The sequence below is a fragment of the Pseudomonas sp. GW704-F2 genome (assembly GCF_059423025.1).
The window spans coordinates 55,121-81,698 of the sequence record NZ_JBWKXO010000013.1; the positions used below are offsets into that span (position 1 = coordinate 55,121).

Genomic DNA, 26,578 nt, shown 5'->3' on the forward strand with positions numbered 1-26,578 from the left:
CATAAAAACTGCGCATTGTCTTTATCGCCGCCGATCTCGTAGCGTGGGGTTTCACTCAAGGAGATCCACCATGAACCAAGCTGCGCTGCGCCTCTACGTTGATTCGCTGTTCACCAGCCCCTACGCGATGTCGGTGTTCGTCACCCTGCGCGAAAAAGGCCTGGCGTTCGACACCGTGCCCCTCGACCTCGACGCCGCGCAACACCAGACGGCGGGCTTTGCCCAACTGTCCGTGACCCAACGCGTGCCGACGCTGGTGGACGGCGATTTCTCCCTGTCGGAGTCCTCGGCGATCAGCGAATACCTCGACGAGGCCTACCCCGGAACGGCGGTGTACCCGGCCGACCCGAAGCAGCGGGCGCGGGCGCGGCAGGTCCAGGCGTGGTTGCGCAGCGATTTGCTGCCGATTCGCCAGGAGCGTTCGACGTTGGTGGTGTTCTATGGGCAGAAGATGCCGCCGTTGTCGCCATTGGCCGAAGCTGCCGCCCATCGCTTGATCGGTGCGGCGCAGGTGCTGTTGGCGGGGAATCCGGCGTACTTGTTCGGGGAGTGGTCAATTGCCGATGTGGACCTGGCGGTGATGCTCAACCGCCTGATCCTCAACGGCGACCCTGTGCCGGCCGACTTGGTGAGCTATGCGCAGCGCCAATGGCAGCGGCCATCGGTGCAGGAATGGGTCAATCTGCCAAGGCCCGCGCTTTAGGCCATTCCTGCGCGACGCGTCGGTCCAGCTCTTCCCAGTCCGCCATGCCCAGCACGCGGGTGGTGTTCAAACCGCGCAGGTAACCGAGCAATTGCTGGGCGATGGCGTAGGCCTGGTCCGGGTCGGCGGCCTCGTCCAGCAGCACATCTTCATAGACAACCAGGTAATCGGCGACCCGATCGCGAAAATCCGGCAATACGGCTTCGCGGATGCGGTCGAAGGTTTTCTGGTGGGGTTTCATAGCGTGGTCCTTATAGATTTTATGTAAGCACTATTGATTCAGATAATAGTCAGCATCAGAGATTGCAAGTTCTGTTTTTTCCACAAAGGCGGAAAATCTCCCCATCAAGACGCAGTTCAAGGAAATCGCGCGATGAGGACGTTTATTCAACTGGCTTTAATGACCCTGATGATGAGCACTGTGGTCATGATCAACCCGGTAATCGCCGATGAACTGCGTGCAGGCCATTTGCTGTCACTCGGCGCTAGCGTAGACTCGCTGCGGCACGAGCAGTCAGTGGGGGTGCTGTACAGCGAAAACACGGTCGACAACCTCAGCTACCTTGAACGCTACCACGCCACAGCCTTAAATGGCGCCAGAGATGCCCTTGATGGGCGCATCCGGGCGGCGTTCGTCAACAGTTCCGACCCGGAGTTGGCGATTGACTGGTTGATGAATTCGTTGCAAGGCACGTTTTTGTCGGTGACCGTTTACGACACGCTGGATGCGCTCGTGCAGGCTCACCCCGATGTGGTGGTGATGCTCGACACCCATAACCAACTGTTGACCCCGCGTAACGACCTGGTCGAAGCGCATTTTATCGCGCGCTTCTATGACGCGGACCTGCAGTACATCGCCAAGGCCGAAGGCTCGGTGCATAAGCAAGTGCCGTCGGTGTGGACGCATGACAAGGCGGCCCCGGAGATTGCCGCGCAGATCGAGCAGCAGCGCGATGTACAGCTCGATGCCTTGAAACAATTTGATGCGTCGCTCAAGGCATTAGTCCGAGCGGGTTGATGTGAACTTTTCCTTTTATATATTCAGGATTTCTATGCGCTCTTTTTTTGCCCCGGCCCTGGCTGTCGCTTCTTTGTTACTGGCCGGTTGTGTTTCCGCTCCGAATGCGCCGACATTGACCCTGCATACCGCCAAGACCCCCGAAGGTTATATGCAATGCGTGTTGCCCAAGCTTGAAAAACACAACCTCACCTCGACCGTGACGCAGAATTCGCGCCACGCCAAGGTGGTGTTGACCAGCAAGGTTGCCGCCGATGATGTACTGGAGGCCTACAAGAGCCAGGACGGCACCAAGGTGTTCCTGTATGAGCGCAAGCCGCTCGCGTCGACCATCACGCCGTCGCGCCTGGAATTGACGGCGCAAGAGTGCAAGTAACCGCAGGCCACCCCTAACTCGGTGGGCGCGAGGGTTGGCTCAAGGGGTTGCTTCGTGGCTGAAGCTGTCGACAACCTTGACCAACCCTTGAGCCGCCAATGCCACCAATTCAGCGCCTTTCTCCACGGTCGCCAGGGCCGGGTCCGAGCCCATGCGCCCGTCGGGGAAGCGCGCGCGGAAGTCCAACGCTTCACGGATCGGTCCGGTGTTGGCGATCTGCGGCGAATAATCGGCAGACTTGATCGACTCCGGATAAGCCCATTGCGTCACGGCAATTTCCGACGGCGTGGCATGGCTGCCGTGGCCGACCGGGAACTGCCGGTGAGCCAGCTCGTTGACGCCTTCCAGATCCCACCAGTTCACCAGCTTCAGCGCAAACCCGGCCGGTTGGCGGGCGAAGCTGGCGGCGGCATACAGCTCGGAAAACGCCGCTTCGATCGTGGCGATGTTGCCGCCATGGCCATTGAGAAACAGGATCTTCTCGAAACCATGCCCGGCCAGCGAACGCACCCAGTCGCCAATCGCGGCAATAAAGGTGGAAGGGCGCAGCGAAATGGTGCCGGGAAAACCCAGGTGGTGCTGGGCCATGCCGATATTGAAGGTCGGGCCGATCAGGATGTCTGCGTGTAGCTGCGCTTGGTGGGCGATGATTTCCGGGCACATCCAGTCGGTGCCCAGCAGGCCGGTGGGGCCGTGTTGCTCATTCGAGCCGATCGGGATCACCACCGTGCGGCTGCGCTCCAGAAACTGCCCGATCTCGATCCAGGTGGACTTATGTAGAAGCATGCGACGCTCTCTTTATCGGTGGGGACAGGCTAACCGCCACGGATTGTACGACTACTCGCCACCTGTTGGGGTTTGCAGTTGAGGTAGGTCGAAGACTTCAACCAGCGCTGGTCCGGGTACCACGAGAACATGAACTGCCCATCCTTGAGTTTGTCCACCACCTGGCGCGCCACCTGCGGACGCACCGCCGGGCAACCCTGGCTGCGGCCGATGCGGCCTTCGCGCTTGCTCCACAACGGGTTGACGTAGTCGGCGGCGTGAATCACCAGGGCACGGTCGCGCGCCTGATCATTGAAGCCCGGCTCCAGGCCGTCCATGCGCAACGAATAGCCATGGGTGCCCAGGTAACTTTCCTGGGTACGGAACAGGCCCAGGCTGGACTGGTGGCTGCCTTCACGATTGGAGAACTGGGTGGCGAAGTTTTCCCCGGACTTCGCCCCGTGGGCCACCAGGTCGCGCAGCACCAGGGTCTTTTTGCGCAAATCGAAAATCCATAGCCGACGAGCGGTCGAAGGCTGGGAATAGTCAATCACGGCCAGGCGCTCGGAACGCTCTTCACCATTATTGACCGCGCACTGCACCGCGTTCAGCGCGCTTTTGAGTACAGTGGGATTGAGTTCTGGAGCCGAGCGCGCCAGGCTGCTATACAAGGAAACAGGGTTGCCGTCGGCGGCGAGCACAACGGTGCTCAGCGTAGCCACGGTCAAGGTCATCAGGCCGAGGCGGCACATAAAAGTCAGCATCTACAGTACATCCCCCACTGTGGATTGGAGCAAAGCTATTGTTCAAAAAACACGCATGTTACTTGAGCATTTGCTTGCTCGTTGCACCGCTGGTCGCTACAGCCGACGAAGTACCGATGGGCACGTTACCGGTGATTCCAGCCAGCCCGGTCCAACAGGCCCTCGCGCAGTTGCCCAGCGTGTGCCCCAGCCTTGCGTCGCGCATCGACGCGGCGACATTGGCGCGTCTGCAGGCGTTCTATCGGCAGCAGGGCGATGTGCCGCTGTGGGTCGCCGAACGCCGCCAGGCACTGCAAGCGCAGTTGCTGATGCTGGCCGACGACGGCCTGGACCCCACCCACTATAGCCTGCCCCCGGCGAACGCCACGGACAACGTGCTGTGCAGCGATATCGGCAGCAGCGAACAGTACCTGCAAGCCCTGCAGGATTTGCATTACGGGCGCCTGCAGCAATCGCGCTTCGAACCGCTGTGGCATTTCCAGCCGCCCACCCGCGACCTGGATACCGAGGTGCTGGCCTTCGCCGCCACCGGGCTGCACGACATGGCGCAAGCCTTCGACCAGGCCCGGCCCAGCACGGATTTATACCGCAGCCTGCGCAACGTCTATTCCACGTTGCGTAAGCAGCCATTACCGCATTGGGACGCGGTCGCCGGCGGGCCGCTGTTGCGCCCCGGCATGGAAGACCCGCGCGTGCCGGAACTGGCGCGGCGCCTCTACCGTGGTGGTTATCTCGCCAGCGAACCCAAGGACAACGGCAAGCAGTACCGCGACGAACTGGTCAAGGCGGTCAAGGCCTTCCAGGTCGGTCACTCATTGCAATCCGACGGCGTGATCGGCGCCGGCACGGTGGCCGAACTCAACATCAGCCCGGCGGTGCGCCGCGAGCAGTTGCGCATCAACCTGGAGCGCTTCCGCTGGCTGAGCCAGGACCTGGAGCCCGAAGGCGTGGTGGTCAACGTCGCCGCCGCGCAATTGAGTGTCTATCAGAGTGGCATCCCGGTGTGGCAAACCCGCTTGCAGGTCGGCCGCGCCGAACGCCAGACACCGCTGCTCAAATCACGCATCAACCGGTTGACCCTCAACCCGACCTGGACCGTGCCGCCCACCATCATGCGCGAGGACAAACTCCCGGCCATCCGCCTCAACCCCGAATACCTGCGCCAGCAGAACCTGCAAGTGCTCGACCCCGAGGGGCGCCCGCTGGCCCCCGAACACATTGACTGGGCCCGCCCCGGCAACATCCTGCTGCGCCAGGGAGCCGGCCCGCGCAACCCGCTGGGCAAGATCGTGCTGCGTTTCCCCAACCCGTACTCGGTGTACCTGCACGACACGCCCAGCCAACCGCTGTTCACCAAAGGCCCGCGTGCGTTCAGCTCGGGTTGTGTGCGGGTCGAACAACCGTTGTTGCTGCGCGACCTGCTGGTGAGCCCGGCGGAGCGCGTTCGCACCGATGAATTGCTGGCCACCGGCGTGACCCATGAATTCCGCCTGGCGACGCCGGTGCCGGTGTTGCTCGGGTACTGGACCGTGGAAGTGGATCGCCAGGGCGAGTTGGTGTATGCGCCCGATATCTACGGGCGCGACCCCGTGTTGATGAAAGCCATGGGGAGCGTGCTCTGATTTGTCACCGCCCACAGCACACGCCATGACGCTGCCTTTCGTGAAGATGCACGCCCACGGCGACGACTTCCTCATCATCGATCGCCGTGGTCTGGATGATCCGATCAGCGCGCAGGTCGCTCGCCGTCTCGGCAATCGTCACACCGGCATCGGCTTCAATCAGTTGGCGGTGGTGCTCGATTGCGCAGACGCTGCCGCACGGATCAAATTCTGGAACCCCAATGGCACGCCCCTGCAAACCTGCGGCAGCGCTACGCGCGGTGTGGCCGAGCGGCTGATGCATGAAGCCGGCACCGATACCATCGTGCTGCGTACCGACCGCGGTTTGCTGACCTGTGTGCGTGAGTCGGGGCAGCGGGTGTCGGTGAATATGGGCGCGCCATCGCTGGGCTGGGCCGCGGTGCCGCTGGCCGAGTCGATGGACACACTGTACTTGCCCCTCGAAGGCGACCCGGCGGCGTGCAGCATGGGCAACCCCCATTGCACCTTCTTTGTCGCGGACCTCGCCGCTGTCGACGTGGCGACCCTGGGCCCAGCCCTGGAAACCCACGTGCTGTTCCCCGCCAGGACCAATGTGCATTTTGTCCAGGTCATCGATCGCGGGCATATTCGCCTGCGGATCTGGGAGCGCGGCGGCGGCGTGCCGCTCGGGTCCGGCTCGTGCTGCTGCGGCGCGGTGGTGAATGGGATTCGCCGCGGCTTGCTCGACGACCGCGTCGAGGTGCAATGCGACGGAGGCACAGTCACCGTGCAGTGGGACGGGCAGGGCGGCGTGGTGTTGACCGGGAGCGTGGAGCCGATCATGCAGGGCATCGTCTATGTGCCCATAGGGTAAATTGAGTTCCGGCAGCGGTTCATCCGGTGCCGGCGGTTGAGCGTCGGCGGAGCGGGTAAAGCCGGTTCACGCCAGCACAATGTAGTCGTTCTGCTGGAGCACCGGCCGGTGCGGGGCTTGGACGAGGTGAAGGTAACGGCCGTCGACCAGATCGATGGGCAGGCAGTCGTCGATGTCCAGCACGCCGTCGGTGTGGGCCTGTGACCAGTGACGCAGCAGCTGTTGCTTGCCTTTGCCCGTCGCTTCCTTTTTGTCGCGGGCAACCACCAGCAGGTAGTGATGCGCCTCGCCAAAGCGGTTGGTCTCATAGCCGCCCAGGTTGATGAAGTACAGGTGCGGCGCGCCGGCCTGGGGCGCCAGGTGGCTGAGTTCGACTTTCCAACCGTCGACGCCATCGACCGCCATCCACGAATCGATATGCACGCCCTTGGGGCTGCCAAACCAGGCATCGCGTAACTGTGGGTAGGTGGCGTCCAGCGTATCCGCCACGGCGAATACCACGTCATGGACTTCGATCCTGGCCCGTGGGTGCTTGCCCCCGAGCATCACGACAAACAGCATTGCAGGCCCTTCCGGCGATTTGGCAAAAGGCAACCATACTTCGATTGAACCCTTTTGTCCGGTGAATGCCACACTGTTAACCCGCGAACGCATCAGGAGATTGTCATGCGAACCATCGATCTGGCCGGTGTTCCGGTCCCTGTCATTGGCCAGGGTACCTGGCGCATGGGCGAAGACCCGGACCGGCGCCGCGTCGAAGTCGCGGCGTTGCAGTGCGGTATCGACGAGGGCATGACCTTGATCGACACCGCCGAAATGTACGGTGAAGGCGGCGCCGAAAGCGTGGTCGGCGAGGCCATTCGCGGCAAGCGCGAGCAGGTGTTCCTGGTGAGCAAGGTCTACCCCCGCAACGCCAGCCGCCGGGGCGTACCGCGCGCGTGCGATGCCAGCCTCCAGCGCCTGGGCACCGATTACATTGACCTGTACCTGCTGCACTGGCGCGGTCAGTACCCGCTGGCAGAAACCGTCGAGGCGTTCGAGCGCTTGCGCGAAGCCGGCAAGATCGGCCGCTGGGGTGTTTCCAACTTCGATGTGGCCGACCTGCAGGAACTTGCGTCACCGGCCTGCGCGACCAACCAGGTGCTCTACAACATCCAGGAGCGCGGCATCGAATTCGACCTGCTGCCGTGGTGGCAACAACATCACTTGCCGTTGATGGCTTACTGTCCGATCGCGCAAGGCGGCGAATTACTGTCCAGCCCGACCCTCCAGCAGATCGCCCATCGGCATCAGGCGACGCCCGCGCAGGTCGCGCTGGCCTGGGTAGTGCGTCAGGACGGGATGATCGCCATCCCCAAGGCCGTCACGCAAGAGCATGTGCGGCTCAACGCCGCCGCCGCTCAACTGGTGCTGGACGAACACGACCTCGACGCCATCGACCGGGTGTTCGGAGCGCCCAAGCGCAAGCATCCGCTGGCGATGGTGTGAGGCGATAAAACCAGCATGGGGCGTGCCGCGTCAGCCGCTCACGCCATGCAACTCGCAGTATTCGTCCCAGCTCATCCCCGCCATCTGCGCCACTTCCTTATGCACTTCGAGGCGTTGCGCTTCGAATGCCTGGGCGGATTCGGCCGTCAGCTTGAGGGTCAGCTCCCAGGCAAACAGCCCCAGGCGCTCGGCTTCGGCTTCGAACGCCTCATGCAGGCGTTCGGCGCGGTATTGCGCAAGGGTTTCGCCTTTGGCCTGGGCGGCCAGCGGGTTCAGAGTGTCCAGTTGGGTGAGGACATCCGGGTGTGCCTGCAGAAATCGGTCCAGCGCGAGTTGATGGGTATCGCCGGGTTGGGACACAGGTGGGTTCCTCGAAAAAAAGTCAGGCATCTGCGCCGGTGTCTTGGCAAGCCTGTCTACGCCGGGCGCGTTTGCGCATGCGGCGGTTTATCCGGGTGCGTATGGGGTCGAGGACGAAAAGTAACAGGTACGCGGTCAGCACCAGCGTCAGGTCGATCCAGGTTTCGCTGATCGGCCCTAAAAACAGCTCCATAACCGCCTTGGCCAGGTAGAGCAAAGCAACCCCACATAACCACAGCAGTGCGTTAAACATCAGTGGGTGCATAGTATTAGACCGTTTGTGTTGCATCTCAAGCCAAGCTCCTTGCTGCTGGCGATTTCAGCGTGTTCCCCTTGCTGCGCGATCCGGGAACCCTGAAAAAGTCGCAGATATTACATCTTGAAACAGGTTTAGGGACTGCTTCTTATCAGAAAGTTCCGTGGCTAAAGCGCAAGCGCGCACATGAGCATGCTGAGGAACCTGAAAAATCAACTGGGCGACCGCAACGGCTTTTCGCGCCGCGCCTGGTCATGTGTGGCGGTGGCCGGTGTGTTCCCGGCCCTGTCTTCGAGGGGCTGCGCGCCGGCCGTGAGGGCGCGCTGTGCGTTATTCAGCGTCGGGGGGGCGCCTCGACGCTGACCCGAGCACCCACGGCGATCAGGGTGGTCGTGGCGCTGTACCAGGTTGCGTGCGCGGCGGGTCTAGGCTTGGGCCGATCGGTATTCGCGCTGGGTCTGTTCGATCTCTTCGACCAAGCCCTCGATCCTCGCCAGGCGCGCACGGTTGTCGTGGTCCCACGGATGAAAGCCCGGCTTGAAGTAGTGCAGCCACGGCCGCAGCATCCGTGGGAACACGCCCTTGGGTCCATACAAAAACTTGAGCATGCGCCAGAACCCTTGCACATGCCCGCCGGCCTTGCGGTCGGCAATCAGCAGGCGCAGGTGGAAGTCGAACACCACCAGCCAGAAGAGCAGCGTCGTGGTCAGCATGCTCCCGGTGCGCAGCAGGTAGCGCAGGGGGCCCGGCTTGATCACGCGGTTCCACACGTCAAACGCCACCGCCTTGTGCTCGGTTTCTTCGAGGGCATGCCAGTACCACATCTGCTGGTAACCCTTGAGTGAATCGCCGAAGCGCGAAGGGTCGCTCAGGAGGATTTCCGCGAGCATCGCGGTGTAATGCTCCAGGGCGATGGTCACCGCCAGGTTGAACGCCGGCGGCAGGTGTTTTTTCTGCAGGTCGAGGAAGAATTTCAGGCGCCGGTCCAGGCGATGTGCCGGCAGGCCTGCGGCTTGCAGCAAGTCGTTATAGGCGAGGTGTTCGCGGCTGTGCATGGCCTCCTGGCCGATAAAACCCTGGATCTCCTGTTTCAGCGCCGGGTCATCGATGCGTTGGCGGTAGTGGCGCACGCTGTCCATGAAAAACAGCTCGCCCTGGGGAAACAGCAGCGACAACGCATTGAAAAAATGCGTGATGAACGGACCTTGTTCGTGCCAGTCCTTGATGCGTTCGGCCGGCAAGGCAAAGCGGATATCGCGACGGATTGGTAGCATGGGGCTTGCTCCTGTTCAGAGACGGCTCTCGTCATTGCTGTCAAACAGCGGCGTTGGGCGTTTGGGGACCATGCGCTTGCTGGCGAACACCACCAGCGCTTGATAGGCCGCCGGCAGGCAGCGGGTGAGCAGGTCGAGAACATACGCATCGCGGCCGATGAGCACGCGGCGTTTATTCTTGCGCACGCCCTGCAGGATCACTTTGGCGGCCTGGTCGGCGTCGGTGATGAACAGCTTTTCGAAGTCGGCGCGGGCCTGCTGTTCGCTGTGGATCAAAAAGCCGGTCATGTTGGCGTCGATGCGGCTGCTACGGCAGATATCGGTGCGGATGCCGCCGGGGTGGACACAACTGGCCGAGACGCCGCAACGTTGCAGGTCCAACTCCTGGCGCAGGGCTTCGGTAAAGCCGCGCACCGCGAATTTGCTGGCGTTGTAGCCGCTCATGCCGGGCTGGGCAAACAGCCCGAACACGCTGGACGTGTTGACCACATGGCCGTCGCCGCTGGCCTTGAGATACGGCAGGAAGGCCTTGGTCCCGTACACCACGCCCCAGAAGTTGATGCCGATGATCCATTCCAGATCGCTGTAGTCCACGCCTTCGACGGTGCTCGACAGCGCCACTCCGGCGTTGTTGAAGATCAGGTTGACCTGGCCGTGCTCGGCAGCGCAGCGCGCCGCCCAATCTTGCATGGCGTGCCGGTCGGACACATCCAGCACCTGGGTGGTCACCCGCACCGGCGCCAGGGTGGCGGTTTGAATCAACGCCACGGTCTGGTCCAGGCCTTGGCTGTTCTTGTCCGCCAGCGCCAGGTGGCAACCTTCGCGCGCCAGGGCCAGGGCCAATGCGCGGCCCATGCCGGATGCCGCGCCGGTGATCGCCGCCACGCGGCCGTTGAATGACTTCATGACAGGCTCCCTTCTGCGGTGGAATGTGGCGCGGCCATTGCGCGGGGCGCCGCGTCAATCGGTGCCATGCTGGCGACATAATCCTTGAGTGCAAAATGCCGGGTGATCTGCTTGAAGCGCCAGGTCGAGCCGGGCCACAGGGTGGTGTTCTTGCCGGTGCGAGGGTCGAGGTACCAGCTCCGGCAGCCGCCGGTGTTCCAGATGGTGCGCGTGAGTTTGTCCTGCAATTGGTGGTTGTAGGCTTGTTCCACCGCGGGTTTGACCTCCACCGTGGCAATGCGGTGGCGCTGCATTTGTTGCAGCGCATCGAGGATGTAAGCGACCTGGGCTTCGATCATCAGGATCATCGAGTTATGCCCCAAGCCGGTGTTGGGGCCGATGATCAGGAACAGGTTCGGGTAGCCCGGCACCGTGCTGCCTTTGTAGGCATGGGCGCCATCGTGCCAGGCGTCCATCAGGTCGACGCCGTGACGCCCGATGATGCAGTCGCGGGGCAGCGGGTCGGTGGCCTGGAACCCGGTGCCAAAGATCAGGCAATCGGCCGGGTGCTTGACGCCGTCGGCGGTGATCACGCCATCGGCTTCGATGCGCAGCACGCTGTCGGTCACCACCTGCACATTGCTGCGCGACAACGCTGGGTAATAGTCGTTGGAGATCAGCACGCGCTTGCAGCCGAGGGTGTAGTCCGGCGTCAGCGCCTTGCGCAGGGCAGGGCGGGTGACGTGTTTGTGCAAGTGGCGCAGGGCGACTTTCTGCACCATCTTCATCAGCCGTGGGTGCCGGGCAAAGCCCACCACGCGGCCTTCCAGCGCCCAATACAAGGCGCCGCGCACCAGCCGTTGGGTGAAGGGCAGGTGCTTGAACGCCCAGCGCTCAACGCGGGAAATCGCTCGGTCGGGCTTGGGCATGATCCATGGCGGGGTGCGCTGGAACAGGTCCAAATGGGCGACCTGCGGTGCAATCTGCGGCACGAACTGAATGGCACTGGCGCCGGTGCCGATCACCGCCACGCGCTTGCCCTTCAGGGCATAGGCGTGGTCCCACTGCTGGGAGTGAAAGCGCTGGCCCTTGAAGCTGTCCAGCCCCGGGATATCCGGCAGCGCCGGGCGCGACAAGCCGCCCATGCCCGACACCAGCACCCGCGCGCTGACCTGGCGCCCGTTGCTGAAGCTCAGTTGCCAGCGTTGTTGCTGCTCATCAAACACCGCACGTTGCAGGCCCATGCCGAAGCGCAGATACGGCGCCAGCGCGAAACGTCGGGCGCATTGCTCCAGGTAGGCGCGTATCTCCGCTTGCGCGGCGAATTGGCGGGTCCAGTGCGGGTTGGGCGCAAACGAAAACGAATAGACGTGGGACTGCACATCGCAGGCGCAGCCAGGGTAGTGGTTGTCGCGCCAGGTGCCGCCGAGTGTCTCGGCCTGTTCGGCGATAAAGAAGTCGCTAAAGCCGGCTTCCTTGAGCTTGATCGCCATGCACAGGCCGGCGAAGCCTGAGCCGATGATGGCGATGTCGATGGAGTCACTGTGGGCATTCATAGGCGGGCCTGCGTGGGCATCGGATGTGCTCCTGTTTTTGTTTTGTCTTTTTAGATAGAACACCATTGCAAAGGAAAATTGAATTACTTATTTTAAAAAAGATTTTAAATAATCTGCCTGAAAATATCGCCTAGGCTAGTCCCTGGCTCCTTATGTGCGACGGTATGCACGAAGTTTAGGTCCAGGGTGTGGGCGATGGCTGAGGCCTTGATCAATTCCGGTCGGGCGGTCGGCAGCAGGGAAGCAGAGGACCGAGCTATGGCTGTCGAATGGGTTATCGCTGCGGGTGTGCTGGTCGGTGCGAGCGTGGTGGCATGGGGCTTCAGTGCCTGGATGACACGGCGCATCGAAGCGGCCGTTCCAAGTAACGGGCGCTTTGTGGACGTCGATGGCGAGCGCTTTCATTATCTCGACGAGGGCAAGGGCCCACCGCTGGTGATGATTCACGGGCTGATGGGCAGCAGTCGCAACCTGACCTACGCCTTGTCGGGGCAGTTGCGCGAGCATTTCCGGGTCATCACGCTCGACCGGCCTGGCTCGGGCTATTCGACCCGGCATCCGGGCACGGCGGCGGACCTGCCGGCCCAGGCCCGGCAAATCGCGGCTTTTATCCAGGCGCTGGGCCTGGATCGACCGCTGGTGCTGGGGCATTCCCTCGGCGGCGCGGTGGCCCTGGCGCTGGCCCTCGACCATCCCCACGCGGTATCCGGGTTGATCCTGGTGGCACCGCTGACCCATCCCCAGCGCCTGTTGCCGCTAGTGTTCCTGTCATTGGCGGTGCGCCCGGCGTGGCTGCGTCGCTGGCTGTCGCACACGCTGACGATGCCGATCGGCCTGCTGACCAAAGGCTCGGTGGTCAAGGGCGTATTTGCCCCCGACCCCGCGCCAGCGGACTTCGCCACACGCGGCGGCGGGCTGCTCGGCATGCGCCCGGCCAACTTCTATGCGGCCTCCACCGAGATCAACCAGGTCAACGATCACCTGCCGGGCATGGTCAAGCGCTACCCGCAACTGACCCTGCCCATCGGCCTGATCTACGGCGCAAAGGACAAGGTGCTGGACTTTCAAAAGCACGGCCAGGCCCTCGCGAGCCGGGTGCCCGGCCTCAAGCTGCAACTGGTGGAGGGGCGCGGCCATATGTTGCCGATCACCGCGACGGAGCGTGTTGTGGCGGTGGTGGAACAGGTGGCCAAACGGGCCCGATCACCGCAAAACACCACCGTCCTGCATCCACCGTTGGCCATGGCGGACAAATAATCGGGCCATCCGAGTCGCGGCACAACGGCGTCAATGCGCGCTCTAGACACCTGACCAGCCAGCTGAAAAAGAGACTGCTCGGTCACGCAAAAAAGGGCTCGATAAACTAGTTGACGACCTAACGATTCCGCGTTATTTATTTAAAAAAATATTTCAATGTTTGTTTTGAAATGATTTTTGAAATGCCTAAGAGCGAATAACAATGAAAAAAATGTCTTTTATCGCATGGTTGATTTCCCGGAGCCTTCCGCGCTCCTCGAACCTGTTTTGCACCTGCCTCGTCCGGAGGTTGCCATGAATCAGACCCTGGCCACCCCGCAGGTCTGGGCCGACGGCAAACGCCACCTGTGGTGGCTCGGCATCCTGCCCCTGGCAACGCCTTTACTCGCCGGCACACTGGCAATCACCAGCGGCGTGCAACAACTGTGGTGGGTTGGCGTATTGGTGATCTTCGGCCTCATCCCGCTGATCGATGGCCTGTTGGGCGAAGACGTGAGTAACCCGCCCGAGTCCGCCGTCAACCACCTCGAATCGCAACGCTACTACCGCTGGATCATCTACACCGGCGTGCTGTTCGTCATCGCTTCGGTGGTGATCACCGGTTGGCTGGCGGCCGGCGGTATCGACTGGATCATCAACGGCGGTTTGCTCCAGGCCACCGCCGCGTTGGAACCTTCGAGCTGGCTGGCGAAAACGGCCGCCTATCTCACCTCGCGCACCCAACTGCACGGCCAGGTCAGTGCCTTCACGTACCTGGGCATGGCCATGTCCACGGGCGCGGCGACTGGCATCGCGATTAACACCGCCCACGAGCTGGGGCACAAACCCAAGCCGCTGGAAGTGTTCCTGGCCAAAGTCACTTTGGCGCCGACGTTCTACGGGCACTTCTATACCGAACACAACCGGGGCCATCACGTCCGTGTCGCCACCCCGGAAGATCCGGCCAGCTCGCGGCTGGGGGAAAGTTTCTGGGCTTTCCTGCCGCGCTCGGTGTGGTTCAGCGCACGCTCGGCGTGGAACCTGGAGCGCGAACGCCTGCGCAAACTCGGCCTGCCGGCCTGGCACTGGAAAAACGCCGTGCTCAGCGCCTGGCTGTACAGCGTGGTGTTGTGGGGCGCGATGATTGCCTGGTTGGGGGCGGCGGTGATTCCGTTCCTGATCATCCAGGGCATCTACGGCTTCTCGCTGCTGGAAGTGGTGAACTACGTCGAACACTACGGCCTTAAACGCCAGAAGTTGCCCAACGGCCGTTATGAGCGTTGCTCGCCGCGACACTCGTGGAACAGTAACCGGATCGTGACCAATATCTTTCTGTTCCAACTGCAACGGCACTCCGATCATCACGCCAATCCGACGCGCAGTTATCAATCGTTGCGTCACTTCGATGAATCGCCGCAACTTCCCTACGGTTATGCAAGCATGATTGTCTGGGCTTACGTGCCGTATTTGTGGCGACGACGGATGGACCATCGGGTGCTCAGGCATTATGCCGGGGATATCACCCTGACCAATCTTCAACCGTCCAAGCGTTTGCACTATCTGAAACAATACGGCGGCAATAGCAAAACGTTCTGAGATGAACTGAAAAAGTTACCTGGCGTGCTCGGGATCTTTGTATCGCGCGGTTTCTTATCGCCCAGCGTTTATCGATTTCATTGCAAGAGAGTTGTTTGACCCCACAAAAATAAAAGCAAGGGAAGGACGTTCACCATGCAAACACCTGCCAAGTTCACTGCCCATATCTTATTGGCGGCATTGGGTCTGATTGTCTATCAGCAAGCCCAGGCTGCCCGTATTGAACCTGCCGGCAGTGCGTTTACTGCCCAAGGTCCCATCAGTTTTTCCAAAGGCAAGCTGATCAGTGCCGACTGCACCATCAAGGTGGCGGGCAAGGTTGCCGCCGACGGTTCGTCCGTCAATGTCGACAAGGTTGAATTCGACGGCGGCCTCAAGTGCAGCCGGGTCGAAGCGATCAACCTGCCGTGGATCTTGGTGGCCAAAGACACCCAAAGCGGCTCGATGTCGAAGATCAGCGTGGACGTCCACGCCTTCGGCCTGGGCGGCAAGTGCGGCCCCTCCACGGCCGACGGCACCTGGGATAACGCCACCGGCAAGTTGGAAGCCGTCAATGTGCCGATTGGCGAAGACTGCAAGATCAAGACGGTGTCGATCAAGATGCCGGCCAACTTCAAAGTTGTCGAATAGATATATCCGATAGTTGCAGCGGTAATTGAATTGAAATTTGGCTGGAAAGGGAAGTTCTGCAGTTTCTCCGTGACCTCTCGTTCATGGCCATTACCCCTGGCGAATGACTCGCCATAACATGTGAGGAAAAATAATGAAAAGTTTGAAAACTCTCGTGTCGTTGTCTGCTTTGGCCGTGTGCATGGGTGCGGCCTCGATGGCCGGTGCGGCGTCTTTTAGCCCTGTTGGGAAGACGTTCCAAACCGACGCTACGGGCACTATCGTCGTCAAATCCCCGTCGTCTTTTGGCGCTGCCGTGACGTGTAAAGCCGTTTTTTCAGGAACGGTTCGTTCTGATGGCAAGGCTGATATCACCAATGTGGTCGTGTCTCCCGGCAGCAGTACTCTGTGCAATTTGCCTCAGATCACCGGCTTGCCATGGTTGTTGACACCGGCCACCACCACTTCAGGCACCGCAACCAACGTCGGTTACACCATTACCGGTGTACCGCCTTTGATCCCCGGAACAAGCTGCGGCCCGTCCACCATTAACGTAGCTCTGGCTTCAACTACCGGTCCTCTGGATTCGGATAAAAGCATCACCCTGACTGCCGCTAACCAAGCGCTTTCCGGCGGTTGCACCGTGCAGTCGCTGAATGTCAAAGCCACTGGTGTCACCATTGTTCCTTGAAGCATGTAATCCGTGGAAAGGGTTGATCACCCGTTGAAAGGCAGGCGCCTCTAACGAGGCGCTTGTTTGGCGGGGTTTTCTTAAATACTAGAAATCGGCGCTACCGACTGACAACAACAAGAAAGTTGAGGGTCAAGACAATGCAACATGTTATTCCACGTATTTCTTTAGCCGCCGTGTTACTAGGGTTGGTGTTTGGCTCCTCCATGGTCAGTGCCGCAACATTTGCCCAGGCCGGTGCTGCTTTTAACGCAACCGGCACAATTGCGACGGGAATAAAGCCGTTGGTATGGACACCTATTCCCTGCAGCATTGCATTGACTGGACAAGTAGCGGCTGACGGTTCGAGTGCAACTATCACCGGCGCTACTTTTGCCGGGAATGCCTTATGCAATATTTCCGGGCCATTGAATCTGCCTTGGACACTGGTGCCCACAAGTGCCAATACCGCGAGCCTCTCAGGCTTCATGCAGAAATTCGCCTACGACAGTTGCGCCACTCCCAGTGCAGTTGCGATGCAGTGGAGTGCTGCTGACGATACCTTCAGCCTCACTAGCCCCCACACCGTGAACTCAACCTGCAGGCTGAACACGTTCAACTTTAAACCCTCGCCAGCGTTGACGATCACACCATGAATTGGATCGCCATCTACCGATTCAAATATGCCTTCAAGTGGGCAAATTAAAGCAGCAAGCGATCCGGCTGGGGCTGGTTCAGTGAGATAACAATATGGAGTGCCGCATGAATAATAAAAAACAACAGGTACAGGTTTTGCTGGGACTGGCATTGATGGGCGGGGTGATGGTTGCCACGCCCGTGCAGGCCGGCGGATTTTCCACACCGACTTATGGGGCTCCTGGTTGGGGGCGCGCCTTTGGTGGTGGTTCGCTATTCAAGAACGACCCCAGTTCGGCGTACAACAACCCCGCCGCGATGGCGTTTGTGGACCAGAACGTCGCACAAATGACGGTCGACTACGCGCGCATCAAAATCAAATATAAGGGCGCGGCTAATGATTATCTGGGTAACCCTGTCTCGAACAGTCCAATAGGTGCGGATGGTTTCCCTGACCTTTCATCGCCAACGGTCAACAACAATGATGGTGGCGAGGGTGGTTTCACTGCCTGGTTGCCGACCGGGTTCATGGTGATGCCCCTGGGGGACCGGTTCGCTTTTGGCTTGAGCCAAGTGGTGCCACAAGGGATGCGCTCAACTTGGGACGAAGACTCCAAACTTCGCGATTTTGCTGTAGACACCAAGATCGAAACCGTGGGATTGACCGGTTCGCTTTCGTTCAAAGTCAACGATCAGTTCGCCATCGGCGGTGGGCTTATTGTTCAACACAGTAAAGGGTTTGTGAGTCAGAACATCGATTTGTTGGCGGCTGCTGCCAACTCCCAGGACCCATTACTGGGCAGTATTGATTTGCCGGCAGGGGTCGGAGGCGCGCTGATACGGGTCAAGGTCGACAATATCTCCACCGGCTGGTTTACCGGTATTACCTGGAAACCTACTGACCAAGACACCTTGGGCCTGAACTATCACGCCAAGATCAAGAACAAGATGACGGGCAAGTACAACATTCGTTCAGACTCGTACAGCTATGCCCTGATGACTCAACCGAACCCGTTCACTGGCACTGGCACGCTGGTTGGGTCGGCTTATCCTGGGCTGGCGTTGTACCCGGATGGCGCACATGCCAGTACCCAACTGGATATTCCCGCGACTGCGGGCTTTGACTGGGTGCATCAGTTCAATGACCGATTCACCTTGGGCGCAAGTGTGAACTGGACGCAGTGGTCGTCGTTCAAGGACCTCACGCTCAAGTCCGGTGATATCACCATCGTCTCAATCCCCTACAACTACAAGGACTCGTGGATGTACTCCCTCGGCGGTGACTTCCGTGCCACCGATGAACTGACGCTGCGTGCCGGTGTGGCCCTTGACCAGACACCAACCCGCAACTCGACCCGTGACCCCCGTATCCCGGATGGTGATCGTACGTTCTTGTCGTTCGGTGCGGGTTACGAGGTAAAGGCTGTAAAGGGCTTGAGTCTTGACTTGGCGTATTCCCATCAGTTCGTGCAGGAAGTGAAGCTGAAAACCAAAAACGTTGACCGCTTGGGTGGCGCCAGCCTGGACGGCAAGGCTGAGTCGTCAGGCGATGTGGTCAGCGTATCGGCCACCTACAAGTTTTAACAGATATCGAGGGCTATGGAGGAAGGCACTAAGCGCATCTGAATGCCTTCTTCCTGCTGTTTGCCCTCATTTACGGGTCGCCATGTGACCTATTCCGATGTTCGTATTCGTGACCCCGGCTGACGTGCTCAGCCCAGTATTTTTTTGCCCAGGAGTTAAATAAAAATTTCAAAACATAATTTGAATCTGGCTTGCCAAATTTGTAGTGTTGCCCTACGCCGCAGTTCATATCGATCTGCGCCAGCGTTTGCTACGCCCTGAATCGAGTAGAGGTATCCCCATGGTGATCTGGTTATTGGTGGGTTTCGCAGCCGCGATTGCCCTGGCGTATCGACAAGCCGCCGCTGTCCACTGGCTGGGCGCCGGCCTGGCCTGGCTGGCGGCCGGCTACCTGTTCAACGTGGTCGCCGTTTTCGGCACCACCGTCGTGGCGCTGTTAGTGGTATTGCCCGCGTTGCTGATGACAATCAAACCGCTGCGCCGCAGCCTGTTGACCAGCAAGGCTCTGAGCCTATTTCGTACAGTGATGCCGGCAATGTCCGACACCGAGCGCGCGGCCATCGAGTCCGGCACCGTGTGGTGGGATGCCGAACTGTTCAGCGGCCGACCCGCCTGGCAGCGCCTGCTGCAAGCCGCGCCGGCCAGCCTGAGCGCCGAGGAGCAAGCCTTCCTCGACAACGAAGTCGAAACCCTGTGCGACATCGCCAACGACTGGGAAACCACCCAGGTCTGGCAAGACATGTCCCCCGAGGGCTGGCAGTACACCAAGGACGCCGGTTTCCTTGGCATGATCATTCCCAAGCAGTACGGCGGCAAAGGCTTCTCCCACTACGCGCATTCGCAAGTGGTGATGAAGCTGTCGACACGCTGCTCGGCGGCGGCGATTTCGGTGATGGTGCCCAACTCCCTGGGCCCGGCGGAATTGCTGCTGCATTACGGCACCGATGCCCAGCGCAATTACTACCTGCCGCGCCTGGCGCGTGGCGAAGACATTCCGTGTTTCGCGCTGACCAGCCCGTATGCCGGTTCCGACGCTGGGGCGATTCCGGACCTGGGCATCGTCTGCAAAGGCCTGCACGAAGGCGAGGAAGTGCTGGGTTTCAACGTGACCTGGGACAAGCGCTACATCACCCTTGGCCCGATTGCCACGGTGCTTGGCCTGGCGTTTCGTGCGCAAGACCCGGAAGGTCTGCTCGGCCAGCCGGGTTCGCTGGGCATCACTTGCGCGTTGATCCCAACCTCCCATCCGGGCGTGAACAGCGGTCGTCGGCACTGGCCGCTCAACGCGGTGTTTCAGAACGGTCCTACCACCGGCAAGGATGTGTTCATTCCCCTGGAGTGGGTCATCGGCGGCCGCGAACAGGTCGGCAACGGCTGGCGCATGCTGATGGAATGCCTGGCGGCCGGTCGGGCGATTTCCTTGCCGTCGGCCAACGTCGGCCTGGGCAAGGTCGCAGTACGCGGCACCAGCGCCTATGCGGCGATGCGCAAACAGTTCGGCCTGCCCATCGGCAAGTTCGAAGGCGTGCAAGCCCCGTTGGCGCGCATGGCCGGGCATTTGTATGCCTGCGACGCGGTGCGCAAGGTGTCGGTGGCATCGCTGGATGCCGGCGAAAAACCTTCGGTGATCTCCGCCATCGCCAAATACCACGTCACCGAGCGCGCGCGGATGATCGTCAACGACGGCATGGACGTCGTCGCCGGCAAGGGCATCTGCATGGGCCCCAACAACTTCCTGGCCCGCGCTTATCAACAAAGCCCGATTGCGATCACGGTAGAAGGCGCGAACATCATGACCCGCTGCCTGATCATCTTTGGCCAGGGCCTGATCCGTTGCCATCCCTATGTGTTGCGCGAGATGGAAGCGGCGCGCAACCCCGATCGGCGCAAGGCGCTTGAAGCGTTTGACAGCGCAATGTTCGGCCATGTGAGCTTTGTGCTGGCCAATACGGTGCGCGCCGCAGTGCATTCGCTCACTGGCGGGCGCCTGATTTCCGCACCCGCCAAGACCGAGCCGGCGTTGGCGTCCTACTACCGTCAGGCCAATCGGCTGTCGGTGGTGTTGGCTTTGATCTCGGACGTTTCCATGGGTGTGCTCGGCGGTGCGCTCAAGCGCAAGGAAAGTATCACCGGGCGCCTGGGCGATATTCTTTCGCAGTTGTACATCTTGTCCTGCGTGCTCAAGCGCTTTGAAGACGACGGTCGGCCCCAGGCGGACTTGCCGCTGGTGCATTGGTCGGCCCAGGATGCGTTGCTGCGCGCCCATGAAGCCCTCGCCGAAACACTCGATAACTATCCGTCGAAAGCTGCGGCAGCGGTGGTGCGCGGCTTGAGTTTTCCGTTTGGCATCCCGTTGCGTAAACCCTCGGACCGGCTGTTGGCCCAGGTGGCGGATGTGGTGCAGACCTCCGGCGAAACCCGTGAGCGCTTGCTGGCCAATTCCTATATCCCACGTCCGGAAATCGACAAGCTGGCCTACGGCGAATTGGCTTTCCGCCTGTTGCCGCAGGTGGAGCTGATCGAAGCACGGCTCAAGCCTGCGATCAAACAGGGCTTGCTCGAACCGATGCCGATCGCCGCCACGGCCTTTGCCGCCTGGCGCGTCAAGGCGCGGGCGCTGGACTTGATCGGCAGCGATGAAGACGCCTTGCTCGCGCGCTATGTGGAATATGCCGACCACGGCATCCAGGTCGACGACTTCCCGCAGGACTTCGGTCTGCTCGAGGCGTTGCAGCAGCGTAAGCACGTGTTGCAACCGTCTACCCAGCGTCGTACCAGCCAGGGCGAGAATGCTTCGGTCAATTGAGTGGCACTGAATGAACGCGCCTACATGGCTCGGGCGTTCATACCGATACCGTATCGTGAGTGGATGTTTATATGAGTGACAGCTACCTATCGTTCGTCAATTCTCCCTGGGGCCGACGCCTGGCCCAGGCCATCGGCCTGCCGCAACCGTTGCTGCTGCAACGTCATCGCCGTGGCCAGCAAGGCCTGGCCAACCCGGTGATCGTCGCGGGGGCAGGGCGCCTGGCTGTGCAAGTGCAACAGATTTTCAGCGCCACCGACACGGTCGCCGCCACTGCAGCGACCCTCAAGGCGCCGTCTACGGTCAAGGTGCAGGGCGCGGTGTTCGATGCCACGGGCGTCGTCGACCTGCAGCAGCTCGATGAGCTCTACGTATTTTTCCACGCCAACGCCAAGCGCCTCGCCCAGCATGGTCGCGTGGTGGTGCTTGGCACTGCTCCCGAAGACTGTCGGGATTTGCCCCAGGCCATCGCCCAGCGCGCCCTCGAAGGGTTGGTGCGTTCGCTGGCCAAGGAACTGCGCCGGGCGATCACCGTGCAATTGATCTACGTCGCGCCGGGGGCCGAAGACGCCCTGGAGAGCAGCCTGCGCTTCTTTCTGTCGCGTCGTTCGGCCTATGTGTCGGGGCAAGTGGTGCGCCTGGAAAAACCGCTGGACGGCCCTGTCACGGTCAACTGGGACACCCCCTTCGCCGGCCGCCGCGCGCTGGTTACCGGTGCCTCCCGTGGTATCGGCTTGGCGATTGCCCAGGTACTGGCCCGCGACGGCGCCCATGTGGTGTGCGTGGATGTGCCCCAAGCCGAGGACGCGCTGCAACATGCCGCCGCCAGCGTCGGTGGCTCGGCGTTGCCACTGGACATTACCGCAGCAGATGCGGCCTCGCTGTTGCAGGCCCATGTCAGCCAATCCGGCGCCTTCGACGTGGTGGTGCATAACGCCGGGATCACCCGCGACAAGACCATCACCCGGATGACCGAAGCGGCGTGGCGCAGTGTGCTGGCGGTCAACCTGCAAGCGCCGATGCAACTGAGCCATGCGCTGCTGGAATGCCAGGGCCTGAACCCGGGCGGGCGTATCGTCTGTGTGTCGTCGATTTCCGGCATCGCCGGCAACCTCGGGCAAAGCAACTACGCCACTTCCAAAGCCGGGGTGATCGGCCTGGTCCACGGCCTGGCACCGTTAGCGGCGGCGCAGCAGGTCACGGTGAACGCGGTGGCGCCGGGGTTCATCGAAACCCAGATGACCGCGAAGATCCCGCTGCTGATCCGCGAAGCCGGGCGGCGCATGAATTCGCTGTCCCAGGGCGGCCAGCCGATCGACGTGGCCGAGACCATCGCCTGGCTGGCCCACCCGGCGTCCGGCGGCGTCAACGGCCAAGTCGTGCGCGTGTGCGGCCAAAGCCTGCTGGGAGCTTGAGCCATGGACTACGTGACGCAGATCATCGACCCGCCGCCGTCGCAGCCCCAGTTGTTGCTGGACGGCCTGCGCGCCTTGCGCAAACCCAAGCTCGACGGCGCGCCTGAGTTGCCCAAGGCGCGCCTGGTGCGTTCGGCGGTGGAATTGCCGGCCACCGGCATCGCCGCGTATGGCCGCGCCTGTGGTTTCCGGCATGAGCAGGGCGTGCCGCTGGCCTACCCGCAGGTGCTGGCGTTCCCGTTGCACCTGATGCTGCTGACCCGGCCGAGTTTCCCGTACCCGGCCAGCGGCATGGTCCACCTGGCCAATCGCATTCGTCAGCACCAGCGCTTGCACGCGGGCCAGGCCCTGCGCCTGGAGGTGTATTGCGAGCGTTGGGTGGCGCACCCCAAGGGCCAGGCGCTGAGCATCGCCACCCGGGCCTACGGTGCGGACACGCTGCTGTGGGAAAGCGACAGCCTGTACCTGCGGCGCGACGTGAAAAACCCGGTGGGTGAGCCATGGGCGGACGTGCTGCCCTTGCAGGAAGAAGGCCTGTTGCGCACCCAGCGCTGGGTGCTGCCCGCCGACCTGGGCCGGCGCTTTGCCAAGGTCTCGGGGGATTTCAACCCGATTCATACCTCGCTGATCGGCGCAAAACTCTTTGGCTTTCGCCGCGCCATCGCCCACGGCATGTGGACGTTGGGCCGCGCATTGGCCGCCGAGCAACCGCCGGGCGGCCTGGATCAGGCGCAAGCGCACTGCGACTTCAAGCTGCCGATCTTCCTGCCCGGCCAGGTCGCGCTGTGGCGCCGCCCCGTGAGCGGCCCACGGCGTGAGTTCGAAGTGCGCAACTTCGCCGGTGACAAACCGCACATGCGCGGGCTTTTTATCTGGAACGAGCGTCTTAAATGAATGACTACAGCTTCAACCCGGCCCCGACCCGCCGCGTGGCGATCATCGGCGGCAACCGCATTCCGTTTGCCCGCTCCAACACGGTGTACGCCCACGACAGTAACCAGGATTTGCTGGTGGCCGCGCTGCAAGGCCTGGTCGACCGCTACAACCTGCATGGCCAGCGCCTGGGCGAGTTCGCTGCGGGCGCGGTGATCAAGCACTCGCGGGATTTCAACCTGGCGCGTGAGTCGCTGTTATCGACCACGCTGTCTGCGCAAACCCCGGCCTACGACTTGCAACAAGCCTGCGGCACCGGCCTGGAAGCGGCCTTGCTGGTGGCGAACAAGATCGCCCTCGGCCAGATCGACGTGGGCATCGCCGGTGGCGCCGACACCACGTCCGACGCGCCCATCGGCCTCAATGAAGCGCTGCGCCACACCTTGCTTGCGGCCAATCGCGCCAAGGCCATGGGCGACAAGGTGAAGGCGCTGCTGAAGGTGCGTCCGTCGATGTTCTTCAAGCCGCTGCTGCCGCGCAATGGCGAACCGCGCACCGGTCTGTCGATGGGCGAGCACTGCGAAGAAATGGCCAAGCGCTGGCAGATCAAGCGGCTGGCCCAGGATGAATTGACCCTCAGCAGCCACCAGCGCCTGGATGCCGCCTATCAACGCGGTTTCTTCGACGACCTGATCAGCCCCTATCGCGGCCTGGCACGGGACAACAACCTGCGCGCCGACACCAGCCTGGAGAAGCTCGCCAGCCTGTCCCCGGCCTATGACCGCCAGAACGGCACGCTCACGGCGGGCAACTCCACACCGCTGACCGACGGCGCCTCGGTGGTGCTGTTGGCCAGTGAAGCGTGGGCCGCCGAACACGGCTGGCCGGTGTTGGCTTACCTGCGCACCGGCGAGACCGCGGCGGTGAATTTTGTCGACGGCAGCGAAGGCCTGCTGATGGCGCCGGCCTATGCCGTGCCGCGCATGCTCAAGCGTGAGGGCCTGAGCTTTGCCGACTTCGATTTCTTCGAGATCCACGAAGCGTTCGCCGCCCAGGTGCTCTGTACGCTCAAGGCCTGGGAAGACGCCGACTACTGTCGCGAACAGCTGGGGCTGGACGCACCGCTGGGCACCATCGACCGCGCCAAGATGAACGTCAACGGCGGCTCCCTGGGCTGCGGGCATCCCTTCGCCGCCACCGGGGGCCGGCAATTGGCGGCGTTGGCCAAGGCGATCCACGAGCGTGGCGGCGGGCGCGGCCTGATTTCGATCTGCGCGGCGGGCGGGCTGGGCATTACCGCCATCGTCGAAAAGTAGCGCTATCCAAAACAACAACAAGGAAACTGCCATGAACGCTATCAGCCTGGAACACACCGAACGCATCTGGTTGAACGCCTACCTGCCTGGCGTCCCGGCGGACATCGATGCCGGTATCGAGGACTACCCGTCGCTGCGCGAGGTGTTCTTGGAGCACCTGGAAAAATTCCGCGAACGGGTGGCCTACGTCAGCATCGGCACCGAAATGACCTATGCCGACTGGCACATGCAGGGCATTGCGTTTGCCGCCTGGCTGCAAGGCCAGGGTGTGAAGACCGGCGAACGCGTGGCGCTGATGATGCCCAACTGCTTGCAGTACCCGATCTGCCTGCTGGGGACGATCCTGGCCGGTGCGGTGGTGGTCAACGTCAACCCGCTGTACACCGCCCATGAACTCAAGCATTTGCTCAAGGACAGCGGCGCCGAGACGGTGGTGATCTTCGAGAACTTCGCCCACACCCTGGAAAAAGCCATGCCCGGCAGCAGCGTCAAGCGCGTGGTGGTGGCGGCCATTGGCGACTTGCTCGGCACCTTCAAGGGCGCGGCGATGAACTTCATCCTGCGCCGCGTGCAGAAACAGGTGCCGAGGTTCAACCTGCGCGGTTCGGTACGCTTCAATCAGGCGCTCAAGCAAGGAAGGGCGCTGACCCATTTCCCGGTGGACATGCACCTCGACGACCTGGCCTTCCTGCAATACACCGGCGGCACCACGGGTGACGCCAAGGGTGTGATGCTCAGCCACCGCAACATCATCGCCAACCTGCTGCAAGCCAAGGCCTGGGTCGGCAACCAATTGGACCAGGACAAGCAGGAAACCAACGTCACCTTGTTGCCGCTGTATCACATCTTTTCGCTGACGGTGAACTGCCTGATGTTCATGTGCCTGGGCGGGCGCAACATCCTGATCGCCAACCCACGGGACGTGAAGCGCGTGCAGATGATCCTGCGCAAGGAGCGCTTCAACGGGATTGCCGGGGTCAACACGTTGTTTAACGGCTTGCTGGAGAACCAGGAGTTCTGTGCGCGGGACTTTTCCGACCTGCGCATGGTGATCGCCGGTGGCATGGCCACGCACACGGCGGTGGCCAAGCGCTGGAAGGACGTCACCGGGCTGCCGATCATCGAAGGCTACGGGCTGACCGAATGCTCGCCGGTGGTGAGCATCAGCCCCATCGACATTTCCCGCATGCGCGAGATGGAGTTCACCGGCAGCATCGGCGTGCCCTTGCCGTCGACCTGGGTGCGTTTCATGCGCGAAGACGGCGAATTGGCCGACCTCGGTGAGCAGGGCGAATTGCAAGTGCGCGGCCCGCAGGTGATGCAGGGCTACTGGAAGCGGCCCAAGGAAACCGCCGAGGTGCTGGATGCCGAGGGCTGGCTGTCGACCGGCGATATCGGGGTGATGGATACGCGCGGTTATATCCGCCTGGTCGACCGCAAGAAGGACCTGATCCTGGTCTCGGGCTTCAACGTGTACCCCAATGAAATCGAAGACGTGGTGGCGCTGCACCCCGGCGTTGCTGAAGTGGCGGCAATCGGTGTGGAAGATGGCGTGACCGGCGAGAGGGTGAAGATCATCGTGGTGCGCAAAGACCCGAACCTGACTCAGGAGCAGATCCTGGCCCATTGCCGGGAATACCTGACGGGGTACAAAGTGCCCAGGTACGTGGAGTTTCGCAGCACCGAGCTGCCCAAGACCACAGTGGGCAAGGTGCTGCGCCGCGCGCTGCGCTAACTTGAATCTCTAGGTGATCTAAATGTGGGAGGGGGGCTTGCCCCCGATAGCGGAGTTGAAGTCACCGAGCCTATCGACTGATCCACCATCATCGGGGGCAAGCCCCCTCCCACATTTCAGACCGAGTTCACATTGACCCAGCGCTGTTCTCGAGCCGCCATGTGGAGTTTCGCAGCACCGAGCTGCCCAAGACCACAGTG

26 protein-coding genes are annotated in these 26,578 nt (G+C 61.7%); 17 read left to right on the top strand and 9 right to left on the bottom strand.

Going from position 1 to position 26,578, the window contains the following annotated elements; all coding sequences use genetic code 11:
- Positions 1 to 70 precede the first annotated feature (70 nt).
- Complete coding sequence (yfcF, locus tag AC07W0_RS13415; protein WP_102617585.1) at positions 71 to 703, top strand: glutathione transferase; 633 nt, start codon at positions 71 to 73, stop codon at positions 701 to 703.
- Here the strand turns inward: yfcF and AC07W0_RS13420 are convergent.
- Entirely contained in the window at positions 678 to 944 is a 267-nt protein-coding gene (locus AC07W0_RS13420) for a hypothetical protein (RefSeq protein ID WP_017846521.1), read from the bottom strand. The two genes, yfcF and AC07W0_RS13420, sit on opposite strands and share 26 nt — an antisense overlap.
- A 132-nt stretch (positions 945 to 1,076) precedes the next feature.
- Here AC07W0_RS13420 and AC07W0_RS13425 point away from each other — a divergent pair, with 132 nt between their 5' ends.
- Positions 1,077 to 1,721 carry a hypothetical protein gene (locus AC07W0_RS13425; protein WP_026139963.1) on the top strand — a complete coding sequence of 215 codons (645 nt, stop codon included), beginning with the start codon at positions 1,077 to 1,079 and terminating at the stop codon, positions 1,719 to 1,721.
- Between the two features lie 34 nt (positions 1,722 to 1,755).
- On the top strand, positions 1,756 to 2,097 hold the full coding sequence (locus tag AC07W0_RS13430) for a hypothetical protein (protein ID WP_046383680.1): 342 nt from the start codon (positions 1,756 to 1,758) through the stop codon (positions 2,095 to 2,097).
- A gap of 39 nt (positions 2,098 to 2,136) precedes the next feature.
- Here the strand turns inward: AC07W0_RS13430 and AC07W0_RS13435 are convergent, their stop codons facing one another.
- A complete protein-coding gene (locus AC07W0_RS13435) occupies positions 2,137 to 2,883 on the bottom strand; it encodes a creatininase family protein (RefSeq protein WP_017846518.1) in 747 nt (248 codons plus the stop codon).
- A gap of 29 nt (positions 2,884 to 2,912) precedes the next feature.
- Positions 2,913 to 3,626, bottom strand: a complete 714-nt coding sequence (locus AC07W0_RS13440) for a murein L,D-transpeptidase catalytic domain family protein (protein WP_017846517.1) — start codon at positions 3,624 to 3,626, stop codon at positions 2,913 to 2,915.
- A gap of 38 nt (positions 3,627 to 3,664) precedes the next feature.
- On the opposite strand from AC07W0_RS13440, the gene AC07W0_RS13445 reads away from it, so the two are divergent.
- Positions 3,665 to 5,248: a L,D-transpeptidase family protein gene (locus tag AC07W0_RS13445; RefSeq protein ID WP_017846516.1), complete on the top strand. Its 1,584-nt coding sequence runs from the start codon at positions 3,665 to 3,667 to the stop codon at positions 5,246 to 5,248.
- Positions 5,249 to 5,273: 25 nt separating this feature from the next.
- On the top strand, positions 5,274 to 6,083 hold the full coding sequence (gene dapF, locus AC07W0_RS13450; RefSeq protein ID WP_102617584.1) for a diaminopimelate epimerase: 810 nt from the start codon (positions 5,274 to 5,276) through the stop codon (positions 6,081 to 6,083).
- Positions 6,084 to 6,149: 66 nt separating this feature from the next.
- On the opposite strand, the gene AC07W0_RS13455 is transcribed toward dapF, so the two are convergent.
- A complete protein-coding gene (locus AC07W0_RS13455; protein ID WP_102617583.1) occupies positions 6,150 to 6,644 on the bottom strand; it encodes a DUF1543 domain-containing protein in 495 nt (164 codons plus the stop codon).
- A gap of 105 nt (positions 6,645 to 6,749) precedes the next feature.
- Between AC07W0_RS13455 and AC07W0_RS13460 the strand changes: the two genes are divergently transcribed.
- A complete protein-coding gene (locus AC07W0_RS13460; RefSeq protein ID WP_102617582.1) occupies positions 6,750 to 7,571 on the top strand; it encodes an aldo/keto reductase in 822 nt (273 codons plus the stop codon).
- 30 nt (positions 7,572 to 7,601) lie between these two features.
- On the opposite strand, the gene AC07W0_RS13465 is transcribed toward AC07W0_RS13460, so the two are convergent.
- The 5 genes from AC07W0_RS13465 to AC07W0_RS13485 all read right to left on the bottom strand — a co-directional run bounded on the left by AC07W0_RS13465 (position 7,602) and on the right by AC07W0_RS13485 (position 11,902).
- A complete protein-coding gene (locus AC07W0_RS13465; protein ID WP_046383675.1) occupies positions 7,602 to 7,931 on the bottom strand; it encodes a DUF6388 family protein in 330 nt (109 codons plus the stop codon).
- A gap of 22 nt (positions 7,932 to 7,953) precedes the next feature.
- A complete protein-coding gene (locus AC07W0_RS13470) occupies positions 7,954 to 8,184 on the bottom strand; it encodes a hypothetical protein (RefSeq protein WP_226927611.1) in 231 nt (76 codons plus the stop codon).
- Positions 8,185 to 8,612: 428 nt separating this feature from the next.
- Positions 8,613 to 9,461, bottom strand: coding sequence for a metal-dependent hydrolase (locus AC07W0_RS13475; protein WP_046383674.1), 849 nt, complete (start codon positions 9,459 to 9,461; stop codon positions 8,613 to 8,615).
- Between the two features lie 15 nt (positions 9,462 to 9,476).
- Positions 9,477 to 10,367, bottom strand: a complete 891-nt coding sequence (locus tag AC07W0_RS13480; protein ID WP_102617581.1) for an SDR family NAD(P)-dependent oxidoreductase — start codon at positions 10,365 to 10,367, stop codon at positions 9,477 to 9,479.
- Complete coding sequence (locus AC07W0_RS13485; RefSeq protein WP_102617580.1) at positions 10,364 to 11,902, bottom strand: flavin-containing monooxygenase; 1,539 nt, start codon at positions 11,900 to 11,902, stop codon at positions 10,364 to 10,366. Before AC07W0_RS13485 ends, AC07W0_RS13480 begins: the two co-directional genes overlap by 4 nt.
- A gap of 258 nt (positions 11,903 to 12,160) precedes the next feature.
- Between AC07W0_RS13485 and AC07W0_RS13490 the strand changes: the two genes are divergently transcribed.
- The 11 genes from AC07W0_RS13490 (at position 12,161) to AC07W0_RS13540 (ending at position 26,378) form a co-directional block, all read left to right on the top strand.
- A complete protein-coding gene (locus tag AC07W0_RS13490; protein WP_173677808.1) occupies positions 12,161 to 13,159 on the top strand; it encodes an alpha/beta fold hydrolase in 999 nt (332 codons plus the stop codon).
- 294 nt (positions 13,160 to 13,453) lie between these two features.
- Positions 13,454 to 14,734 carry an alkane 1-monooxygenase gene (locus tag AC07W0_RS13495; RefSeq protein WP_046383671.1) on the top strand — a complete coding sequence of 427 codons (1,281 nt, stop codon included), beginning with the start codon at positions 13,454 to 13,456 and terminating at the stop codon, positions 14,732 to 14,734.
- Between the two features lie 135 nt (positions 14,735 to 14,869).
- The gene (praA, locus tag AC07W0_RS13500; RefSeq protein ID WP_017846505.1) at positions 14,870 to 15,364 is read left to right on the top strand and encodes an alkane oxidation protein activator PraA; all 495 of its coding nucleotides are present in this window, start codon (positions 14,870 to 14,872) and stop codon (positions 15,362 to 15,364) included.
- 133 nt (positions 15,365 to 15,497) lie between these two features.
- Positions 15,498 to 16,034: an alkane oxidation protein activator PraB gene (praB, locus tag AC07W0_RS13505; protein WP_082107767.1), complete on the top strand. Its 537-nt coding sequence runs from the start codon at positions 15,498 to 15,500 to the stop codon at positions 16,032 to 16,034.
- A gap of 140 nt (positions 16,035 to 16,174) precedes the next feature.
- Complete coding sequence (locus tag AC07W0_RS13510; RefSeq protein WP_126585555.1) at positions 16,175 to 16,669, top strand: PraA/PraB family alkane oxidation protein activator; 495 nt, start codon at positions 16,175 to 16,177, stop codon at positions 16,667 to 16,669.
- Between the two features lie 106 nt (positions 16,670 to 16,775).
- Complete coding sequence (locus AC07W0_RS13515) at positions 16,776 to 18,233, top strand: outer membrane protein transport protein (RefSeq protein ID WP_102617578.1); 1,458 nt, start codon at positions 16,776 to 16,778, stop codon at positions 18,231 to 18,233.
- A gap of 280 nt (positions 18,234 to 18,513) precedes the next feature.
- The gene (locus AC07W0_RS13520; protein ID WP_102617577.1) at positions 18,514 to 21,039 is read left to right on the top strand and encodes an acyl-CoA dehydrogenase; all 2,526 of its coding nucleotides are present in this window, start codon (positions 18,514 to 18,516) and stop codon (positions 21,037 to 21,039) included.
- A 71-nt stretch (positions 21,040 to 21,110) separates the two neighbouring features.
- The gene (locus AC07W0_RS13525) at positions 21,111 to 22,454 is read left to right on the top strand and encodes a 3-oxoacyl-ACP reductase (protein ID WP_102617576.1); all 1,344 of its coding nucleotides are present in this window, start codon (positions 21,111 to 21,113) and stop codon (positions 22,452 to 22,454) included.
- Positions 22,455 to 22,457: 3 nt separating this feature from the next.
- Positions 22,458 to 23,348 carry a MaoC/PaaZ C-terminal domain-containing protein gene (locus AC07W0_RS13530; RefSeq protein ID WP_046484513.1) on the top strand — a complete coding sequence of 297 codons (891 nt, stop codon included), beginning with the start codon at positions 22,458 to 22,460 and terminating at the stop codon, positions 23,346 to 23,348.
- Positions 23,345 to 24,643 carry an acetyl-CoA C-acetyltransferase gene (locus tag AC07W0_RS13535; RefSeq protein ID WP_046484514.1) on the top strand — a complete coding sequence of 433 codons (1,299 nt, stop codon included), beginning with the start codon at positions 23,345 to 23,347 and terminating at the stop codon, positions 24,641 to 24,643. Before AC07W0_RS13530 ends, AC07W0_RS13535 begins: the two co-directional genes overlap by 4 nt.
- Positions 24,644 to 24,674: 31 nt before the next feature.
- Positions 24,675 to 26,378: an AMP-binding protein gene (locus AC07W0_RS13540; RefSeq protein ID WP_102617575.1), complete on the top strand. Its 1,704-nt coding sequence runs from the start codon at positions 24,675 to 24,677 to the stop codon at positions 26,376 to 26,378.
- Positions 26,379 to 26,578 lie beyond the last annotated feature (200 nt).

Excerpts from the sequence above, each read along its gene's own strand:
- yfcF (WP_102617585.1), top strand. The coding sequence starts at position 71 with ATGAACCAAGCTGCGCTGCGCCTCTACGTTGATTCGCTGTTCACCAGC.
- AC07W0_RS13420 (WP_017846521.1), bottom strand. The coding sequence starts at position 944 with ATGAAACCCCACCAGAAAACCTTCGACCGCATCCGCGAAGCCGTATTG.
- AC07W0_RS13425 (WP_026139963.1), top strand. The coding sequence starts at position 1,077 with ATGAGGACGTTTATTCAACTGGCTTTAATGACCCTGATGATGAGCACT.
- AC07W0_RS13430 (WP_046383680.1), top strand. The coding sequence starts at position 1,756 with ATGCGCTCTTTTTTTGCCCCGGCCCTGGCTGTCGCTTCTTTGTTACTG.
- AC07W0_RS13435 (WP_017846518.1), bottom strand. The coding sequence starts at position 2,883 with ATGCTTCTACATAAGTCCACCTGGATCGAGATCGGGCAGTTTCTGGAG.
- AC07W0_RS13440 (WP_017846517.1), bottom strand. The coding sequence starts at position 3,626 with ATGCTGACTTTTATGTGCCGCCTCGGCCTGATGACCTTGACCGTGGCT.
- dapF (WP_102617584.1), top strand. The coding sequence starts at position 5,274 with ATGACGCTGCCTTTCGTGAAGATGCACGCCCACGGCGACGACTTCCTC.
- AC07W0_RS13455 (WP_102617583.1), bottom strand. The coding sequence starts at position 6,644 with ATGCTGTTTGTCGTGATGCTCGGGGGCAAGCACCCACGGGCCAGGATC.
- AC07W0_RS13460 (WP_102617582.1), top strand. The coding sequence starts at position 6,750 with ATGCGAACCATCGATCTGGCCGGTGTTCCGGTCCCTGTCATTGGCCAG.
- AC07W0_RS13470 (WP_226927611.1), bottom strand. The coding sequence starts at position 8,184 with ATGTTTAACGCACTGCTGTGGTTATGTGGGGTTGCTTTGCTCTACCTG.
- AC07W0_RS13475 (WP_046383674.1), bottom strand. The coding sequence starts at position 9,461 with ATGCTACCAATCCGTCGCGATATCCGCTTTGCCTTGCCGGCCGAACGC.
- AC07W0_RS13480 (WP_102617581.1), bottom strand. The coding sequence starts at position 10,367 with ATGAAGTCATTCAACGGCCGCGTGGCGGCGATCACCGGCGCGGCATCC.
- AC07W0_RS13485 (WP_102617580.1), bottom strand. The coding sequence starts at position 11,902 with ATGAATGCCCACAGTGACTCCATCGACATCGCCATCATCGGCTCAGGC.
- AC07W0_RS13490 (WP_173677808.1), top strand. The coding sequence starts at position 12,161 with ATGGCTGTCGAATGGGTTATCGCTGCGGGTGTGCTGGTCGGTGCGAGC.
- AC07W0_RS13495 (WP_046383671.1), top strand. The coding sequence starts at position 13,454 with ATGAATCAGACCCTGGCCACCCCGCAGGTCTGGGCCGACGGCAAACGC.
- praA (WP_017846505.1), top strand. The coding sequence starts at position 14,870 with ATGCAAACACCTGCCAAGTTCACTGCCCATATCTTATTGGCGGCATTG.
- praB (WP_082107767.1), top strand. The coding sequence starts at position 15,498 with ATGAAAAGTTTGAAAACTCTCGTGTCGTTGTCTGCTTTGGCCGTGTGC.
- AC07W0_RS13510 (WP_126585555.1), top strand. The coding sequence starts at position 16,175 with ATGCAACATGTTATTCCACGTATTTCTTTAGCCGCCGTGTTACTAGGG.
- AC07W0_RS13515 (WP_102617578.1), top strand. The coding sequence starts at position 16,776 with ATGAATAATAAAAAACAACAGGTACAGGTTTTGCTGGGACTGGCATTG.
- AC07W0_RS13520 (WP_102617577.1), top strand. The coding sequence starts at position 18,514 with ATGGTGATCTGGTTATTGGTGGGTTTCGCAGCCGCGATTGCCCTGGCG.
- AC07W0_RS13525 (WP_102617576.1), top strand. The coding sequence starts at position 21,111 with ATGAGTGACAGCTACCTATCGTTCGTCAATTCTCCCTGGGGCCGACGC.
- AC07W0_RS13530 (WP_046484513.1), top strand. The coding sequence starts at position 22,458 with ATGGACTACGTGACGCAGATCATCGACCCGCCGCCGTCGCAGCCCCAG.
- AC07W0_RS13535 (WP_046484514.1), top strand. The coding sequence starts at position 23,345 with ATGAATGACTACAGCTTCAACCCGGCCCCGACCCGCCGCGTGGCGATC.
- AC07W0_RS13540 (WP_102617575.1), top strand. The coding sequence starts at position 24,675 with ATGAACGCTATCAGCCTGGAACACACCGAACGCATCTGGTTGAACGCC.